This is a genomic window from Allopseudospirillum japonicum, from assembly GCF_900108915.1.
GTDB lineage: Bacteria > Pseudomonadota > Gammaproteobacteria > Pseudomonadales > Halomonadaceae > Pseudospirillum > Pseudospirillum japonicum.
On record NZ_FNYH01000010.1, the window covers coordinates 84536 to 103732 of the forward strand.

Consider the following 19197-nt stretch of genomic DNA (forward strand, 5'->3'; position numbering starts at 1 on the left):
CGTGATGACGCACCTGAATTAGTGATCTACCGCAGCACCTGCGCCACGAGGAATACGGATATTCTCGACGATTTCTTGAACGTCTGCAGGTGGCTCTGGTGTTACTGTTGATACAGCGTAAGCCACAACAAAGTTCAGAATCATACCAAGAGTACCAATACCTTCAGGCGAAATGCCTAGCAACCAGTTATCAGCTGTGTTGGCTGCTGGGTTCACGAACTTGAAGTACACAATGTATGCGAAGGTGAAGATCAGACCTGTCAACATACCTGCAATGGCGCCTTCTTTGTTCATGCGCTTGTAGAAGATACCCATAATAATGACTGGGAAGAAGGAAGCTGCTGCCAGACCGAAGGCGAAGGCAACAACCTGGGCTACGAAGCCTGGAGGGTTGATACCGAAGTAGCCAGCAATCATGATAGCGACAGCTGCAGCCATACGGGCTGCGAGTAACTCGCCTTTCTCAGTAATATTCGGGTTAATAGTTTTCTTGATTAAGTCATGCGAAATTGCTGCGGAAATAACCAAGAGGAGACCTGCGGCAGTGGATAGAGCCGCTGCTACACCACCGGCTGCCACAAGTGCAACTACCCAACCTGGAAGCTGACCGATTTCTGGAGTGGCTAGTACGATAATGTCGCGGTCGATATAGACTTCGTTGGTTGATTCTGTTGCTTCGTTGGTCAACAGACGCTCACCATGCGTACCACGTGCGCTTTCGTCATCGTTTTCACCTTGGAAAGTCGGTTTACCTTTGAAAGGCGCACCTGCGGTGAACTGCACTTTGCCATCGCCATTCTTATCAACCCAACCGATCAAACCAGAGTTTTCCCAGTTATAGAACCACTGTGGCATATCTTTGTATGCAGTTTCATGCACAGTATCGATCAGTTTAACACGCACGAAGGCACCGATAGCGGGCGCTGTGGTGTAAAGCAAAGCGATGAAGAAAAGTGCCCAACCAGCAGAAGTACGCGCATCACGTACACGAGGTACCGTGAAGAAACGTACAATAACGTGAGGCAGACCAGCAGTACCACACATGAGTGCAGCAGTGATGAAGAACATATCAATCGTTGATTTCTGACCTTCAGTATAAGCACTGAAGCCAAGCTCTTGCACTAAACCATCGAGACGATCAAGCAAGTAAACGCCTGTATCATTGCCAGCAGCATCTAACATGGTGGCGCCAAAGCCGGTTTGTGGCAAAACGTGGCCGGTCATTTGGAACGAGAGGAAGAACACAGGAACCAAATAAGCAGAAATCAAGACACAGTATTGAGCAACCTGGGTGTAAGTAATCCCTTTCATGCCGCCAAGTACTGAGTAAACAAAAACAATCGCCATCCCGATAACAACACCTGTGTTGATATCAACTTCGAGGAAGCGAGAGAATACAATACCTACGCCGCGCATTTGGCCGGCTACATAGGTGAAAGATACGAAAATAACACAGATCACCGCAACTGTACGGGCAACGTTAGAATAGTAACGGTCACCAACGAAATCAGGCACAGTAAACTTGCCAAACTTACGTAAGTAAGGTGCAAGTAGCATCGCAAGCAATACGTAGCCGCCTGTCCAACCCATGAGGTAAACAGAGGCATCAAAACCGACATACGCAATGATACCGGCCATAGAAATAAAGGAAGCGGCAGACATCCAGTCGGCGGCAGTTGCCATACCGTTTGCAGATGCAGGTACGCCACCACCAGCGACATAGAACTCTTTCGTTGAGCCAGCGCGTGCCCAGATTGCAATCCCGATGTAGAGTGCGAAAGACGCCCCTACAAAGAGGTAGGTTAGGATTTGTACATCCATTATCAGGCCCTTTGTTGTTATTATGGGTGTTTAAACTTTAACTATTTTATTCTTCATGAACATCATATTTCTCATCTAGCTTGTTCATAGAACGCGCATAGAGAAGAATCAATGCCAAGAAGCAATAAATCGAACCATTCTGAGCGAACCAGAACCCCAACTTGAAGCCAAAAAATTGAATGTTATTCAACACATCGACTAACAGGATACCGCAACCGTAAGAGACTACGAACCAGATCGCCATATAACCCAAGATCGTCCTGATGTTTTCTTGCCAGTACGCTTGGGCTTGACCTTCACTCATGCTCATAAGATGAATCCACCCTTATTTTTGTTATTAAGCACAGAAGTCGCCTGTGGTTGTCCACAAGCTTGACTTTAACAAAGCTTGCCTAAGGAAAAACCCTGACTTTAGTCTTATGGCGCGCGAAGGAAGAAGAAAGTTTTTTGTATTTTTGCATTAAAATCAAATAGTTAAAATCAATTTTTTGTGACTTGCAAGTCATGGCGTATTAGACTTAAGACGGGCTATTTTGCAAGCGATGCCATACCTAAAACCGAGAAACGCGTATACTAAACGTCTCAGTATTCACATTCACACGCGATAAGGTGTTAAGGCGCATGTATCATGGTGGCCTCCTCGTTGGTATTTCTCTGCTTTATATCGGTATTTTATTCTTTATTGCTTGGTGGGGAGATCAGCAAGCACGCCGTTATGGGCCGTCTGCGCGTCGTCCAATCATTTACAGCTTGGCTATGGCAGTGTATTGCACCTCTTGGAGTTTTTATGGCTCAGTTGGTCAAGCCGCCGCGGGTGGCTGGGTTTATTTAAGTATTTTTATTGGGCCAATTTTAATGTTTACCCTAGGTTGGCCTGTATTAAATAAAATTCTTTGTGTGAGTAAAGCACAAAATATTACTTCGATTGCAGATTTTATTGCCTCTCGCTATGGCAAAACGCAAACCCTAGCTGTGATCGTCACTTTAATTGCTTTAGTGGGTACTCTACCTTATATTGCTTTACAATTAAAAGCCGTCGCTATGGCTTATAATGTATTAACCAGCTATCCGGAAACCCATGCGCTAACTTCAGGGGAGTTTTTTCTTGCAGATACTGCCTTTTATGTCGCAGCTGTGATGGCACTATTTGCAATTTTATTTGGTACCCGTCATATTGATGCAACAGAGCATCATGAGGGACTAATTCTCGCAATTGCATTTGAATCTGTTATCAAGCTGATTGCCTTTTTAGCGGTAGGGGTATTTATTACATTTGGTTTGTTTAATGGATTTCAAGATTTACTATCAACTGCCAATTATTACTTAGAGTTAGAGCGTCAACTGAATCCAGATATGTTAAGTCAAGGATTTTTAGCGCAAACTTTACTATCCATGATTGCTATTTTAGCTTTGCCACGCCAATTTCATGTCATGGTTGTAGAAAATACCCACCCTGATGATTGCCGAACAGCCCGCTGGTTATTTCCATTATATTTGGCTTTGATTGCCCTTTTTGTCTTACCGGTTGCAGCAGCAGGGTTGATCACTTTTAGTGATGGTTTTATGGAGCCAGATACTTATATGCTCACTCTGCCGATGCAGTCGGGAGCTACTGGACTCACTTTATTGGCTTTTATTGGTGGTTTTTCTGCGGCAACAAGTATGGTCATTATGGCAGCTGTGGCCGTAAGTATTATGGTTTCTAATGAAATTGTCATTCCTTTATTGTTGAAAATTCGCTGGTCTGGAAAAACCTTACATAGAGACTATGGCCGTTTAGTCTTGATTATTAGACGTTTGACCATTATTGGAACTTTAATACTTGCCTATTTCTCTTATCTTACTTTAGCTGAATTTAATTCTTTAGCTTCTACTGGATTTCTTTCTTTTGCAGCCATTGCCCAGTTAGGGCCTTCTTTGCTGATTGGTATTTACTGGAAACAAGGGAATCGCCAAGGTGCTTTAGCTGGGCTGGCTGTCGGCTTTATTTTATGGACGTACCTTTTATTGTTACCTAGTTTAAATGATGCAGGATTTTTCGTCTTTGATCTTATGGAATCAGGCCCTTGGGGGTTGACTTGGTTGAGCCCTGTTCATTTATTTGGAGCTAACTCAGTCGATTTTTTTACACAAGGTGTTTTAGTGAGCTTGTTAGCTAACTTAATGACTTATGTACTTGTATCACGCTTAACTAAGCAAAGAGTGATTGATCGTATCCAAGCATCCGCATTTACTGAGAGTATAGAAACACGTCCTGCCAAAATTAATCGTCCTTGGCTAGGCAATACAAGCATTGGTGATCTGTATGCGCTATGCGAACGTTTTCTCGGTGCAGAAGCCACAGAAAAAGCTTTCAATGACTACACCTACCAAAGAAATCTAAAACCCCTCCGTTATGAAGAACGGGCAAGTATTCAGGTCATCCAATTTTGTGAACGCTTATTAGCAGGTGTACTAGGTGCTTCTTCTGCACGTATTGTGATTAGTTCCGCTTTGCAAGGTAAAGACATTCAAATTTCTGATGTAATTTCGATTGTCGATGAAGCATCACAAGTTTTAGAATTCAACCGCGCACTTTTGCAAGCTACAATAGAAAACCTCAATCAAGGAATTAGTGTTGTAGACCAAAACATGCGCCTAGTGATTTGGAATCAGAGATATTTAGAATTATTTCATTATCCAGATAATTTTATTCATGTAGGTAAGCCGATTGCAGAGATTTTTCGATTTAATGCAGAGGCGGGTGAATATGGCTCAGGTGACCCTGTTGAGCAAACACAAGAGCTTTTAGACAATATCCAAGCAGGAGAGCCTCATAAATATATTCGTTATCGTCATGATGCGAGTGTATTAGAAATACAAGGTAATCCTATGCCTGGGGGCGGTTTTGTTTATACTTATCAAGATATTAGCCAGCAAAAACAAACAGAAGAGGCTTTAATTCAGTCTGAAAATAATATTCGCATCTATACAGATAATGTGCCTGCGTTAATCGCCTACTTTGATACAGAGCAAAGGTATTTATTTACAAATAAAGCTTATGAAGAGGCCATGCATGTCGACAGAAACACGATTATTGGTCAGCCTATTTATAGTGTGCTGGATAAAAATCAATATCAGTTAAGGGTGAAATATATTCAGTCTGCTTTGGCCGGCTCGCGCCAAGTATTTGAGCTGGAGTTGCCCACATTGAATCGATGCTTACGTTATGCCTTAGTAACTTATACACCGCATATCAGTGAACAAAACCAAGTACTCGGTTTCTTTGCTTTATATCAGGATATTACAGAGCGGCGCTTAGCAGAAATTGCTTTGCAAGAAACCAATGAACATTTAGAAGAACGTGTACAAGAGCGCACACAAAAGCTTTCTGAACTCAATACAGCATTGCAGCAAGAAAATATAGAACGTGCGCGTACACAAGAAGCGTTAGGCGCAGCAAAACAACAAGCAGAGGAAGCAAATGCTTCAAAAACACGCTTTTTAGCAGCAGCAAGCCATGATTTATTACAACCTTTAAATGCTGCACGTTTATTTACTTCTGCACTAGCACAACAATCTCATGATACTCAAGTGCAAAAAACAATTACCAATATTGATAACTCATTAAAAGCGGCAGAAGAATTGCTAAGCACTCTATTAGATATTTCTAAGTTAGATGCAGGCGCTTTACATGCCAATGTGAGCGAATTTAATTTGCAGGATATTTTACAGCCATTAAAAGCTGAGTTTGAGGTATTAGCTGCGCGGCGCAAACTGAACTTTCGTGTTGTAGCCACCCAGACTTGGGTGCGTTCTGATAGCCAAATGCTGAGGCGTATTGTGCAAAATTTTTTGTCGAATGCGATTCGCTATACGCAAACCGGTAAAATTTTATTGGGCTGTCGGCGTCAAAAAGCGAGTATCTGGATTCAGGTTTGGGATACAGGGCCTGGGATTCCAGAAGCTAAACTCAAAGAAATTTTCCAAGAGTTTAGGCGTTTAGATACTCCTGATCGTCATAACGAAAAAGGTTTGGGACTGGGACTATCGATTGCAGATCGGATGGCACGTGTGTTGGGGCACAATATTCAAGTGCGCTCTTGGCCTGGAGAGGGGACTTTATTTTCAGTGCAAGTCCCTTGTGTGCCGACACCCCAGTTAGAAGAAACAAAAACAACCGATCCACAAGCGGCGTTGCGTGTTTGCCTGAATACTAGCTTAAATCCGCTGGCAGAGATTAAAGTGCTCTGTATTGATAATGAGCCCTTAATTTTAGAAGGGATGCAAGCTATGTTATCTGGCTGGCAATGCCAAGTTTTCACGGCAACAACCATCGGTGGTGCTAAATCTATTCTACGCCACCAAGCTCAGGCGCCTGTGATTTTCCTTGCGGATTATCACTTGGATAATGACGTTACTGGGGTGATGGCATTGCAGGCATTACAAGAAGTGCTAGGGCCTGAGGCGCTTACAGGCATTGTGATCACTGCAGATCGCACAGATGAAGTCGCAGATGAGGTACAAGCTGCGGGATATGCCCTCTTACATAAGCCAGTCAAGCCTGCTGCTTTGCGTGCGTTAATGACTCGTTTACTACAAAAGCGCCGCATGGCGCGTCATTAGGATATTACTCAGATGTTAAGTTACCGCCATGGGTTTCATGCAGGCAATCATGCCGATGTGCTTAAGCACTTGACCTTACTTGCTGTATTGGAGCAATTACAGCGCAAACAGAAGCCTTATTACTATTTAGACACCCATGCAGGGGCTGCTTTATATGCTTTGGATAGTGCTTGGGCACAGCAAACACAAGAAGCCAAGCGCGGTATTTTGCCTTTATGGGATCAGGCGCAACAAGGACAAAAACTACCGCCTTTAGTGCAAACTTATATACAACATTTACAAGTGCTCAATCCAGGCAGCACGAGTCTACATGCTTACCCAGGCTCACCTTATCTTGCAGCCATGCATAGCCGTGAACAAGATACCTTAGTGGCTTTGGAACTGCACTCCCAAGAAATTGATCAACTCAAAATGAATTTGTGTCAGGCACCACATAAAGTGCAAGTACATCATAGAGACGCTTTAGAAGGCTTAGTTGCTTTAATGCCGCCTGTGCCAAGGCGTGGTTGTGTACTGATTGACCCAGCTTATGAAGTGAAAAGCGAATATCAAAGTCTCTTACCCAAGGTACAAAAGGCGCTGGCTTTATGGCCACAAGGCTGTTTTATGTTGTGGATGCCTATTTTGGCAAGCCAAGCGCATTTACAGCTGATTAAAGGGGCACGCAAGCTAAGCGGTGCCCATTCTGGGATACTTTGTTATGAGTTGGAATTACCTGACATTGAGCAAGGCATGTATGCCAGCGCCTTGGTATTGATTAATCCACCTTGGGGATTGGAGGCGCTGTTGGATCCAGCGTTAGATGCCTATCAGCAAGCACTAGAACACGCACATATGCGTGCCCATTGGAAAAAAGTGTGGTTACAGCAACCAAGTGCGGCCTAATGACCACCGCCGTAACATCCTGGTGAGTCTGGGCGTTCTTGTTGACGTGCTTGCCATTCTTCTGGGGTATATAAATGCAAAGCCAAAGCATGTACCCCTGAATTCAAGGCTTGTGCCAATAAAGCGTAAACTTTTTGATGACGTTTTACAGGAAGCAAGCCAGCAAAAACCTCACTGACAAGGGTAATTTTAAAATGCGAATCTGTTCCCTTGCTGTGTTGATGGCTCTCGTTCTCCACCGCTAAATACAGGGGGGCTAATTCGGCCAATTGCGCTTCAATATGGGCTTGCATTGACATTCCGGCTTCCTCACTAAACTAGGGGCGCAAACGCGCGGCTAAGTGTAAAAAATCAGGTAACGTTTGTAGATAAACCGCTAAACGTCCAAGAATATCGACGTAATCTTGCCGCGGCGTTAAAAAACCTTGCTCTGCATCTTCAATCGCCTGCACCAACAAAGCCCGCGCACGCCAGCGGTTCATGCCGATTTCAATTAAAGGTGCCAACAAAGGGGCAAGGAGTACACCAGCAACCAAGCCACCGCCAGCACCGGCAAAAGTGACCCAAGAAGGTACCCCAGTGAGAGAGACCCACAAACCGCCAAACCAAGATAAATGACTGGTATATAAGCCGACGGCTGCCGCTTGCCCAACCGCTAAACTACTGCCAAATGCACTTGTCCCTAAACTTTTGCCAAGTATTCCCATCAAGCAAAACATTAAGGCTTCGCGTGTTCCCTCAATGGAAAGATTCAAACGTTCCACTTGTTGGCCGAGTTGCTGCGCAAAGGCCGCTTGTTTTTGCTCGGGTACTTGTGCCAAAAGTTGATGAATTTCTTGCTCAAAGTGCGCTTGATGTGGTTGGACATAGGCTTGAATTTTGGCTTCAAGCCCAGGCAGGTCGAGTAACTCCTGCTGCAAAATGGCTTCGAGTGCTTGTTGCTTGCCAGAACGTCTTGGGCTGGTTTCTTCTGTGTTTTTGCGTCCACTCAATTTACGTACACCAGACCAAAGACTACGCGGTAAAGCGGCTAAATCGCTTGGAATATCCTGCTTGTGCTGCCAATGACGTTTAAAAACTGCACGTCCACAAGCAAAGTGGGCTTGGTAAACCGGATCAATCCGAGTTTGGGCTTGTTGAAAATGTGCATGGACCAAGGCCTCTAATTGCGCCTTATATTCTGCAGCACTTAAGGGAACCGCGGGGGCTTGTGTGACCATAGCAAGACTCAAGGTAATCTAGAAGATCAAAAGAAGGCAGCCGATATCGCTGCCTCTTGCTAAGACACACCTTATAGGAAAGGGTTCTCTAATTTAAGGTCCACACTACGTGCATAACCTGGGATCTGAATTTCATTTTCAGTGATGACTAACTCAGGCCCTTCCAAAACCGACTCACCAAAGTGATATAAAGTTTTAAATTCACCTTGATCCGCAGCTTGCAAGTAAGCTTGGGTTTGTGCTGCTACGTTTTCATGCGTTTGTGCATGTTGTTTCAGGGCAGCTTGTCCATGACGTTGCGCTAATAAATCTTGCGTTGCTTGCGGTGATAATAATAAGGCAGTAGCGTTATTGCCACCGAAACCTTTGGCATTAATAAAAGCCAGCGGCGTTTTAGCCGGATCGATTTGGGTGTGCTGATCACTCAGCTTGAGATTTGAATCATAAATATCGTCCGCAAACTGTGTTGACGTACGGATACCAGGTAACCAAGCCTGCGCCCAAGTCCCTAAAGCACTCACTAGCTGGTCCGCACCTGCACTGCCTTGCGAGTGACCTACAAAGCATTTCACAGCAGCCACCGGCCAATCAGTAATACCAAAAGCTTTCGCGACCTCATTGATCACATGGGATTCGGTCACACGGTTTTTCGGTGTACTTGTGCCATGTGCATGCACAAAGCTGCCATGACGCAAACCTTGCTCACCCACCAAAGTGCGCCCTAAAGCGGCTGCTTTGGCTAAGGTTAAGTAGTTACCTATTCCAGGTGCCGAAATCGAGCGTTTAAAACCATCTGCATTCACAAAAACATCTGGCACAGCCGCATGAATGTGGGCACCTAACTCTAAGGCTAAACTATCATCCGTGAGTAAAATAAAGTGCGCAGCTTCTGCAATGGTAAAGCCACAATTCGGTGCAAATGGACGACACGCGCGGCGATAATCATCATCTGCTAATTGTGTTTTACCATCTAAGGCTAATAAACTGGCATCATCGGCCAAAGCGCCCATCGCTCGGAAGCCTTCAATAATCTCCGGAGTTACAGGTGCATCCGCACTGCCCACAAAAGCAGCTCGGCAACGTCCAGAACGAATATCACGTACTGCCGCTTGTAAGTTATAAAGGAAGCTGGCACAGGCACCTAAGGTACCACCTGTCATACCAAGATTGCCCAACACATAGGCATTGATAAAATCAGCGGTCATTTGCCCATAGCCCAGCGGCATTTGCTTAGCTGTAGCGCGTTTACCACTGATAAAGCTTTGTAATAAACCGCCCCAACCTTCTTGATCAAGCTGACCAATCGAATTACTGGCATAGACACCAATTTGATCTGGGTTGACACGTGCTTGAATTGCTTCCCAAGGGATACCACAAGAGCCGAGCAAATCCGAGGCTGCAAAAATAGCCATTTGTAAGCCACGCGGATGATGCGCAGAACGATATAAACGGCTAGGATCAAAACCTGTTGGCAATTGTCCTGCAGCTTGTACTAAGGCTTGGCGCTGATCTGGCAATAGGGCATCTAAAGCCTCTGGAATCCACAACTCAACCTCGCCTTTTTCAACATCTCTTACCTGCCAATTCGCTGGTATGTGATCTGGCAGTTGACGTTTCCGCACCCGTACTTTTAGCCCTTGCTCGGCTTTAAGTTTGGCAAGACGCGCGGCAGGAATCGCGTTCACATCGAACAGATGTGGCTCGATACGACGAATGAGTGTATGGGCTTGAATATAATCGGCATAGGTTTGCGCAATCACGGATGCAGATAGCGCGCGCCCTTGCGCATCTTGCGCTTGTCCTTGCTGGAACTGAACTTGCCCCATAAGACTGGCCAACCCGACTAAAGTCGATTGACGTTCTTGTTCTGAGAGCACCTCAAGTAGCGTACGTTTAAATCCTTGATGTCCGGAGGTTCGGCCTGCGGCGTTAATACCTCCCATGCCAATAATGACTGGTAACTGAGACAAGCTCTTACCCTCGCTAAAAATAAATGCTAACTTGACCCAAATGGGGTTTGGAATGCTTGGTTGTCCTGAAGATCAGGCTTGAACAGCTTGGGGGCGGTCATTCAACTAGACAAGCTACGGCATGGGCGCAACCCGCTAAGATCAAAACCTACCGACAGAAATCTTGCACAAAAGTTTGTGTGTCCTTGTGTCCTTGTGTCCTTTGGGCAATATTTTTATATATTGCGGCGCACAAAAGCACTAAGGGGCATCTAGTCTAACACTCTCCCTAAAAGGTGACCAGAGACGAGCGTGCCAATAGAAACGAATCTTGCCGCCTTTCGTATCCAAAGATCCAAGGCTAGTGAATGCAAGCTGAGTTTTTGAGATGGTTCATTTTTGAGAACGTTGAGGTCATCTTAAACCAAGAGCCTGTATCGTTAATTTATTATTGAAACCACCCCAAAACTCTTGCTTTTTGTACAGCTTGCATCCGTGAACGTGCATCTAATTTGCGTAAAATATGACGCATATGGGTTTTCACTGTATGTAAAGAAATAAATAAACGTTCTGCAATCGCTTGGTTAGATAATCCTTGAGCAGCCAAGGCTAGGACCTTCGCCTCACGCTGGCTTAACGGCTCTACTTTAGCAACAGAAGGTTTAGGTGTCTGGGTAGGCTTTTTATGCTGCCATTTCTCTAATAACCAAGCTTGTTGTTGTAGCCAAGTATAAGCGGGGCGTTTTTTGGGATACTCCTCCAACATACGCACGAGTTGCGGCTCTGCATTTAACAAAGGCCAATAATGCATTTGTGTTTGCATTTGTATTAATAAAAAATCTAGATGTGCATAAGCTGAGGTAAAATCTTCTTGTTGCCATAAAAATAGAGCCTGTTGTAACTGGGATGCTAACCCCTGCACACCGGATTTCATCGGTGTTAATTGTGCCAATAACGTATGCACTTGCTGATTTTTTTGCTGTAAGATAGCCAATCTTAACCTTAACGCACGCACACGCTCATCTAAATCGTCCAAATAATTTGGTGGCTTCACTGTATTATCAGTTAATGCACACTCAATTTGTAATAACCAAGTTTCTGCTAGTTCATATTTGCCCTCATCTATCCATAACTGTGCTTTGCTAACTGTGATCCAAGCTAAATAATAAATGGAAGGGACATCCCAAATATGCATTAAACGTTCAGCCTGTGATAAATGCACAAAGGCTTGTTCTGGACGCTGATAACAAACTTCTATATCTGCCAATAATAAATAAGCAGCTAAACTAAATAAATCTCGGGTTCGTTTCAATAAGGGTAAGGCTTGATTTAAATCGACACATGCTGATTGTAACTGACCTTGGCCCGCTTTGCGGTAGGCTTGATAGACCAGCAAACGCCCATAACTAGCTTGACGCGCTTGTTGTGGATAAGCTTGTGCCAGTGCCAACCCTTGTGCTAAAGGCGCATCTAACGCCTGCATGTGACCTTTCGCAAGTTCTAAAGCAATATAATCAACCAGTGCTTTTTGTTCTAACTCAACTTGCTGTGTTTTATGCGCCAAGGCTTGCGCGGCACGATTATAGCCACGAGCACTTTTGAAACGTTTCAAGCGCGTGTAATTCTCCGTCAGCAAAGACAAGGCCGCAAATTGCCACACGGCAAGATGAGGATTAAGACGATGGTAAGCCTCTAATGCCAACTGATTCGCAGTTGCCAAATCACCACGACCTTGCGCAATCTGCGCTTGAATCACCCCAAGCTGGCCGGCATTCGCTGGTGCTATCTCAGCATCGGCCAGCAGCTTTTGCACTTGGGCATAACTCATATCCAGCTGTCCTGCACAAGCCAATGCCCAAGTATACAAAATATGCAAATGGATCGCGGTTTCCCAGATAGATTCAGGTAACTCTAGACGCCAAGCGAGAACACGCGCTAAATCCTGCGTGACTAAATAACTTGGATAAGCTTGTTGGACCCAGTATAAAACGCCTTGAGTATCTTGTGCCGCAAGTGCATATTCTAAAGCCGCACGCATATGCGCTTGACTTGCATACCAGCGGCTAGCGGCTTGGTAAAACTGACAAAGCTGTGTTTGACTCCAGTGAGTTGGAGCGGGTTGTGCGTGTGTCAACAGTGCTTGACTTAATGGATGCAATTTAAACCATTGACCTTGCGCATCTTGCGCGACCAACCACAAACCTTGCTGCTGGAGTACTTGTAAACGCTGGGCGTTACCAGTAGGTAATGGGGGGTGGCTTGCACGACATACAGCATCTAATAAATCTGCGCAAAATAAATCGAAATGCGTTAATAACCAGATAAAATGCTGCAAATCTTCAGGTAAATGCGCAAAAATATCCTGTAGTAAAAAGTCGACTAAAACTTCCGGTGGGTGTGCCAATAGATGACGGATCGACTCAGCGCTAGTCACCTCATCTGTGCTTATTGGTTGTGTTTGATCTTGTGCGTGCATGTGCGCTTGGGCTTGAAAAAGCAAGGCTACCGCTGCTGGCCAACCGGCCGTTTTTTGGGCAATTTCTGTTAGGATTTCCGAGCGATACACGCACCCAGCTTGGGCTTGGGCCAGTTGTTGGATCTCTGTTTCTGTAAAAGCGAGTGCACTTTCGTCCAAAATCGCCACAGCTTGGCGCGCGGCCAGTCGCCCTAAAGGCAAAGGTAAAGGCAGACGAGATGCCAAGATTAAAGTGACATTCGGCGGCAAAGCTTGTAACAAAAATTCAATACATGCGGCCAATGCGGGGGCTTGGATCACTTGAGCATCATCTAATACCACCAGATAGCGCGGCGGTGGTCTTGTGTCATTAGAGATTTGATAAGGCGTCGTGGCAAACGGAGGTTCTGTTGCAAGGCACGTGAGTTGGGTTTCAGGCAAGGCTAACTCATCACACACACTGGCAAGAATATTTTCCAAATCTAAGGGCTGGTGGGTTTGCCGTGCGGCTAAAGCCTCTAAAGCCTGTTGCCCTATTGCTTGCGTGTAAGGGCTGAGCCGGCGCAGTGCGTAAATCCAGTACGTTAAAAAACGCCCGACATCCGCATCCGCAGGATCTAAGGTCAACCAAGTGGCATACTCTTGCGTACCTAGCTCACTCAACCAATGGGCCAATAAAGTCGTTTTGCCAAAACCTGCAGCAGCTTGCAAAATAATCAAGGGTTTACTGTGGGCCTGCTGCAAAAAGTCTAATAAAGCAGTACGCTTAAGCGCTTTGGCTGCAGGTGGCGGCATAAAAAATTTCGCGCTTAATAGAGGCATTTTGCGTTTTGATCCATCCTATGCAAAGTCAATTGAGGCTGAGAAAGAATTGCGTGCTTTTCATTAAAACTTGTTCGCGAACAAGGTAAAATCTTTTCTATCCATTAAACCTATCCAATTTACCTAATACCAATCAAGGGAGGCAGCAAATTTCCTGCGGGGTCATTTGCTGAAAATGCATGAGTGAGCAACAAAGTACAGATAAACCTTGGGGCGGACGTTTTACTGAGCCAACCGATACTTTTGTCGAGGGCTTTACTGCTTCTGTAGACTTTGATAAGCGTTTGTATTTCCATGATATTCAAGGCTCTTTGGCCCACGCACGCATGCTAACCCAAGTCGAGGTGCTCACTGAGGATGAATATCAAGCTATTGAACAAGGCTTGACTGAGATCCGCAGCCGCATTGAAGCAGGGAATTTCCCTTGGTCTGTCAAGTTGGAAGATGTGCACATGAACATCGAAGCCCAGCTCACCCAAGCCATTGGGATTACAGGCAAAAAACTGCACACAGGGCGTTCACGTAATGATCAAGTCGCCACAGACATCCGCTTGTATTTACGTGATGAAATCGATGTCATCAGTGCCGAGTTGGTGCGCTTGCAAACCGGTTTGATTGAGCAAGCCCTGACCTATGCAGATACGATTATGCCAGGCTTTACTCACCTACAAACAGCACAGCCAGTGACTTTAGGGCATCACTTGCTCGCTTGGAATGAGATGCTGCAACGTGATTATGAGCGTTTACAAGATTGCCGTAAGCGGGTGAATGTGTGTCCTTTAGGGGCCGCAGCTTTAGCAGGAACGACCTATCCGATTGATCGTCATTTAAGCGCCCAATTGTTAGGTTTTGAGCGTCCAACAGAAAACTCCTTGGATTCAGTTTCCGATCGAGACTTCGCAATAGAGTTTTCCAGTGTGGCTAGTTTGATGATGATTCACTTATCCCGTATGAGTGAAGAATTAATTTTATGGACCTCAGCCCAGTTCAATTTTATAGACCTCCCAGATCGTTTCTGCACGGGCTCTTCCATTATGCCGCAAAAGAAAAATCCAGACGTGCCCGAGTTAGTTCGTGGCAAATCTGGGCGTGTTGTCGGGCATCTGATCAGCCTTTTAATGTTGATGAAATCTCAACCTTTGGCGTATAACAAAGATAATCAAGAAGATAAAGAACCTTTATTTGATGTGATTGATACTGCTAAGGGATGTCTAAAAGCCTTTGCGGATATGATCCCAGCAATTCAGGCTAAACCTGAGGTAATGCGTGAAGCGGCACGCCGTGGCTTCTCTACCGCGACTGACCTAGCCGACTACTTGGTGCGCCAAGGTTTACCTTTCCGTGATGCACATGAAGTGGTTGGTAAAGCCGTGGCTCACGGAGTCGCCACCCAAAAAGATCTTGCCGAAATGAGCTTGCAAGAGCTGCAAGGCTTTTGTGCCAGTATTGAAGCGGATGTGTTCGATGTGCTCACCTTGGAAGGTTCCGTACAAGCCCGAGACCATATCGGCGGTACCGCCCCCAGCCAAGTTCGTGCCGCTGCCCACAGAGCGCGTGCGCGTTTAGGAGCTTAAGTCTATGCCTGTCGCCCTTTTCACCTGCTTACTTACGCTCTTGTTCACCCTGACAGGATGTGGCCAAAAAGGGGCGCTGACACGACCGGAAGCTCCCCAAGCAGCGTCCTTGTCATCCACTGCGGGCATGGCAACCGCTTTATCAGCGCCTCAGCGCTCCACCCCCTAATCAACGATTATTGAGCGGCTTTTATGGATCACTTTACCTATCAAGATGGGCATTTGCATGCGGAAGATGTCGCCTTAGCCCAACTTGCCCAACAATTTGGCACCCCTTGTTATGTATATTCACGAGCGACGTTAGAGCGCCATTTTAAAGCATTCCAACAGGCACTTGGCACACATCCTCATCTGATTTGCTATGCAGTCAAAGCAAATTCCAACCTTGCAGTTTTAAATGTACTGGCACGCTTAGGGGCTGGATTTGATATTGTCTCTCGTGGTGAGCTAGAACGTGTCTTAGCTGCAGGTGGTGATCCAGCACGGATCGTTTTTTCCGGCGTTGGCAAACAAGCCAGTGAAATGCGCCGCGCGCTAGAAGTTGGGGTGAAATGTTTTAATGTGGAATCTATTCCAGAGTTAGAACGCCTTAACCAAGTTGCTGAACATATGGGCCTACAGGCGCCTGTATCTTTGCGCGTTAACCCTAATGTCGATGCCAAAACCCATCCTTATATTTCTACTGGACTGAAAGAAAATAAGTTTGGTATTCCCATTGAGGAAGCTTTTGCCGTCTATCAACAAGCCGCTCGCCTATCTCATGTGCAGATCAAAGGCATTGACTGCCATATAGGCTCTCAATTGACCCAGCTATCCCCTTTCTTGGATGCACTTGAACCTGTCTTGGCCTTAGCAACTCGCTTGGCACAAGCCGGTATCCACATTGAGCATCTCGATTTAGGCGGTGGCTTAGGCGTGACTTACGATCAAGAAACCCCGCCGGCGCCCCAAGAATACGCCCAAGCCTTGCTTGCACGTTTACAAAAAGAGGACTTACCTTATACGCTGATTTTTGAACCAGGACGTGCGATTGCCGCCAACGCAGGGGTTTTGCTCACACAAGTAGAATACTTAAAAATGGGCGCAGATAAAAACTTTGCGATTGTCGATGCGGCCATGAATGATTTGCTGCGCCCTGCGCTATATCAAGCCTGGCAGGCGATTATTCCGGTAAAAATGCCTGCTGAAGGTACAAGCACGCAAGTCTATGATATTGTAGGCCCAATTTGCGAGACTGGAGATTTTATCGGCAAGCAAAGAGCCCTTGCCTTGCAAGAAGGCGACTTGCTAGCGGTACGTTCTGCAGGTGCTTACGGTTTTGCGATGGCTTCTAACTATAATACACGTAACCGTGCTGCTGAGGTGATGGTCGATGGCCATAAAACCTATTTAGTGCGTGCACGCGAAACCTATGAACAACAAATGGCCGGAGAGTCGGTGTTACCTGAATAATACCGACTTGATGTCATCTTTTGAGGGGGACTTCTATGCTATTGAAATTTACCAAAATGCACGGTTTGGGGAATGATTTTATGGTGATTGATGCCATTACCCAGCGCGCGCCTAAATTACGCACCCAAGATATACGTAAACTGGCCGATCGGCATTTTGGCATAGGTTTCGATCAGCTCTTAATTGTGGAACCCCCTCAGCACGCAGACATGGATTTTCGCTATCGTATTTTTAATGCCGATGGCAGTGAGGTTGAAAATTGCGGTAATGGTGCGCGGTGTTTCGCGCGTTTTGTGGTGGATAAAAAACTCACCCACAAGCAGCAAATCCATGTAGAAACCCAAGGTGGCCCGCTTGTCCTACAACTTACCAGTGAAGGCTTGGTCAGTGTGGATATGGGTGCCCCTCGGTTGTTACCCAGTGAGATTCCCTTTGTGGCACCGGCACCTGCTAAGGAATACCTTGTGGAGGAAGCTGGAAAAAATTACCCCCTTGGCGTAGTCTCTATGGGAAATCCACACGCTGTTTTATGTGTAGATTCGGTAGCCGATGCGCCTGTTGCGCAAGTGGGTGCCTTACTCACACAACATGCGCGTTTTCCTCAAGGGGTCAATGTTGGCTTTATGGAATGTGTCTCTCGGCAAGAGATTCGTTTACGTGTTTTTGAACGTGGTGTCGGAGAAACACTGGCTTGCGGTACAGGTGCTTGCGCTGCCGTGGTTTCAGGACAAGTACGCGGCTTATTAGATAGCCAAGTCAGGGTACACCTACCTGGTGGATCTCTGGAAATTCAATGGGCTGGGGAAGGACACCCCGTAATCATGACAGGACCTGCAGTACGAGTATTTGAAGGACAAATTTTCCTATGAATCAACAACAGCCACCTTTTGTTTCTTTATCTACAAAAGAACCTTTATCCACACAAGAAAAGACCACAGCAACCAACACAAGAAGCGATCAGCTAGGGGTATCACCGCTGAAAGCACGTCCCCTTCCCAAAGCAGATGTCGCCGCTAGCAATGCTGCGAAAGTCGCCGCGTATTTGCAGCAGCACCCAAATTTCTTTATTGGTCGTGAGCGTTTACTAGCAGAGCTGCAATTGCCACACCCAAGCAGTGGACAAGCGGTTTCTTTATTGGAATATCAAAACCGTTATTTACGTGAACAGCTGGAAGTCAGCAACGAACGTTTACAACATCTGATTGCTCATGCACGCAATAATGACAAACTCTTTGAGCGCACCCGCCAGCTCACTTTAGCCCTGTTGGGTGTCCAGGATCTGAGCACTTTAGGAGAGCTTTTAACAACCCAGCTTGCACGCCACTTCACCTTGGATGCTTGTCGTTTGCTGTTATTTGCACCTTTAGAAGAGTGCCACCTGCCTTTAGTGGCGGTTTCTGATTTAGAACAACAAGCGGCGATTTTGGCCTTACTTAAGCAACAAAATGCACGTTGCTTAAGTTTAAATCCCAGTCAGCAACAACTCCTTAGTTTGCAGACCGCTTGGCAAAAAGAAAGCGGCTCTGCTGTTTTGGTACGCTTGCATCATGGACGTACACAAGGTGTTTTAGTCTTAGCTAGCCAAGATACGCATCATTTTCAAGCCGATATGGGGACTTTATTTGCCGAATATTTAGGTGAATTGCTCAGTCGTTTATTGCCGCGTTGGATTAGTACGGATGATAATTTATGGGTCAGTCTCTAGTCTCTATCCGTGCCTTAGTTTTTGATTTAGACGATACTTTGTGGGATAACCCACCACTGATTGCGGCTGCCGAACAAGCACAATATGCTTATTTACAAGCGCATCTTCCTGCATTAACGCGGGATATTTCTTATACTCAAGTGCAAGCTGCCCGCTTGCACTTTGCACAGTCTTTGGCCCCGAAACACATACAAGCGGATTTATCTGCCTTGCGTCGCGCAGCCTTAGCTCACCTGATTGCACCTTATGTTTCTTATCACGTAAAGAAGGTGCAACAACTTGCAGAAGGGGCCTTTCAAGCCTTTTGGCACGCACGTCAACAAGTACAAGATTTTCTCTTTGCCGATACTTTAAGCACTTTAGAGTATTTATATCCGCGCTATCTCTTAGGCGTACTGACTAATGGCAATGCGGATTTGCATTACATCGGTTTAGCACACTACTTTCAATTTAGTTACAGTGCTGCCGATGTTGGTGCACCCAAACCAGAGCCTGCACTTTTTACACGTGCGCAAACGCATCTTGGCCTTATGCCACAGCAACTGATGTATATTGGTGATGATCCTGATAAGGATGTGCAAGCTGCACAAGTTTTGGGTTGGCATACCGGTTGGATTGATCGTGGTTTACACCAAAAGCCCGCACACCTTCATCCAAGCCTGCATTTAAGGCAATTAAGCGAGCTTTGCAACTTTTTCTAAATCAATGG

Annotated in this window: 14 protein-coding genes; 8 read left to right on the forward strand and 6 right to left on the reverse strand. The window is 45.8% G+C overall.

Annotated elements, in window-relative coordinates; translation table 11 throughout:
* Nucleotides 1-18 precede the first annotated feature (18 nt).
* Together BMX05_RS09905 and BMX05_RS09910 are read right to left on the reverse strand one after the other, a co-directional pair.
* On the reverse strand, nt 19-1821 hold the full coding sequence (locus BMX05_RS09905; RefSeq protein ID WP_093311113.1) for a sodium:solute symporter family protein: 1803 nt from the start codon (nt 1819-1821) through the stop codon (nt 19-21).
* A gap of 46 nt (nt 1822-1867) precedes the next feature.
* Nucleotides 1868-2125: a DUF4212 domain-containing protein gene (locus BMX05_RS09910; protein ID WP_093311293.1), complete on the reverse strand. Its 258-nt coding sequence runs from the start codon at nt 2123-2125 to the stop codon at nt 1868-1870.
* 317 nt (nt 2126-2442) lie between these two features.
* Between BMX05_RS09910 and BMX05_RS09915 the strand changes: the two genes are divergently transcribed.
* Together BMX05_RS09915 and BMX05_RS09920 are read left to right on the forward strand one after the other, a co-directional pair.
* Nucleotides 2443-6426 carry a hybrid sensor histidine kinase/response regulator gene (locus BMX05_RS09915; protein ID WP_093311117.1) on the forward strand — a complete coding sequence of 1328 codons (3984 nt, stop codon included), beginning with the start codon at nt 2443-2445 and terminating at the stop codon, nt 6424-6426.
* A gap of 12 nt (nt 6427-6438) precedes the next feature.
* Nucleotides 6439-7311, forward strand: coding sequence for a 23S rRNA (adenine(2030)-N(6))-methyltransferase RlmJ (locus tag BMX05_RS09920; protein ID WP_093311121.1), 873 nt, complete (start codon nt 6439-6441; stop codon nt 7309-7311).
* On the opposite strand, the gene BMX05_RS09925 is transcribed toward BMX05_RS09920, so the two are convergent.
* The 4 genes from BMX05_RS09925 to BMX05_RS09940 all read right to left on the reverse strand — a co-directional run bounded on the left by BMX05_RS09925 (nt 7308) and on the right by BMX05_RS09940 (nt 13757).
* Complete coding sequence (locus tag BMX05_RS09925; RefSeq protein ID WP_093311125.1) at nt 7308-7610, reverse strand: BolA family protein; 303 nt, start codon at nt 7608-7610, stop codon at nt 7308-7310. The two genes, BMX05_RS09920 and BMX05_RS09925, sit on opposite strands and share 4 nt — an antisense overlap.
* An 18-nt stretch (nt 7611-7628) precedes the next feature.
* Nucleotides 7629-8531, reverse strand: coding sequence for a hypothetical protein (locus BMX05_RS09930; RefSeq protein ID WP_093311129.1), 903 nt, complete (start codon nt 8529-8531; stop codon nt 7629-7631).
* Between the two features lie 71 nt (nt 8532-8602).
* Entirely contained in the window at nt 8603-10501 is a 1899-nt protein-coding gene (locus tag BMX05_RS09935; protein ID WP_317622229.1) for a beta-ketoacyl synthase, read from the reverse strand.
* Nucleotides 10502-10928: 427 nt separating this feature from the next.
* Nucleotides 10929-13757: a LuxR C-terminal-related transcriptional regulator gene (locus BMX05_RS09940; protein ID WP_093311139.1), complete on the reverse strand. Its 2829-nt coding sequence runs from the start codon at nt 13755-13757 to the stop codon at nt 10929-10931.
* 179 nt (nt 13758-13936) lie between these two features.
* On the opposite strand from BMX05_RS09940, the gene argH reads away from it, so the two are divergent.
* From argH to BMX05_RS09965, 6 genes are read left to right on the forward strand one after another with little or no spacing between them, the layout of a single operon-like run.
* Nucleotides 13937-15331, forward strand: coding sequence for an argininosuccinate lyase (argH, locus tag BMX05_RS09945; protein ID WP_093311143.1), 1395 nt, complete (start codon nt 13937-13939; stop codon nt 15329-15331).
* A gap of 4 nt (nt 15332-15335) precedes the next feature.
* Nucleotides 15336-15500, forward strand: coding sequence for an LPS translocon maturation chaperone LptM (lptM, locus tag BMX05_RS12510; RefSeq protein ID WP_177166872.1), 165 nt, complete (start codon nt 15336-15338; stop codon nt 15498-15500).
* Nucleotides 15501-15523: 23 nt separating this feature from the next.
* Nucleotides 15524-16783: a diaminopimelate decarboxylase gene (lysA, locus tag BMX05_RS09950; protein WP_093311146.1), complete on the forward strand. Its 1260-nt coding sequence runs from the start codon at nt 15524-15526 to the stop codon at nt 16781-16783.
* A gap of 35 nt (nt 16784-16818) precedes the next feature.
* The gene (gene dapF / locus BMX05_RS09955; protein ID WP_093311151.1) at nt 16819-17652 is read left to right on the forward strand and encodes a diaminopimelate epimerase; all 834 of its coding nucleotides are present in this window, start codon (nt 16819-16821) and stop codon (nt 17650-17652) included.
* Nucleotides 17649-18488 (forward strand): DUF484 family protein, encoded by an 840-nt coding sequence (locus tag BMX05_RS09960; protein WP_093311154.1) that lies wholly within the window; start codon nt 17649-17651, stop codon nt 18486-18488. Before dapF ends, BMX05_RS09960 begins: the two co-directional genes overlap by 4 nt.
* Entirely contained in the window at nt 18473-19189 is a 717-nt protein-coding gene (locus BMX05_RS09965) for an HAD family hydrolase (RefSeq protein WP_093311158.1), read from the forward strand. Before BMX05_RS09960 ends, BMX05_RS09965 begins: the two co-directional genes overlap by 16 nt.
* Nucleotides 19190-19197: the final 8 nt, after the last annotated feature.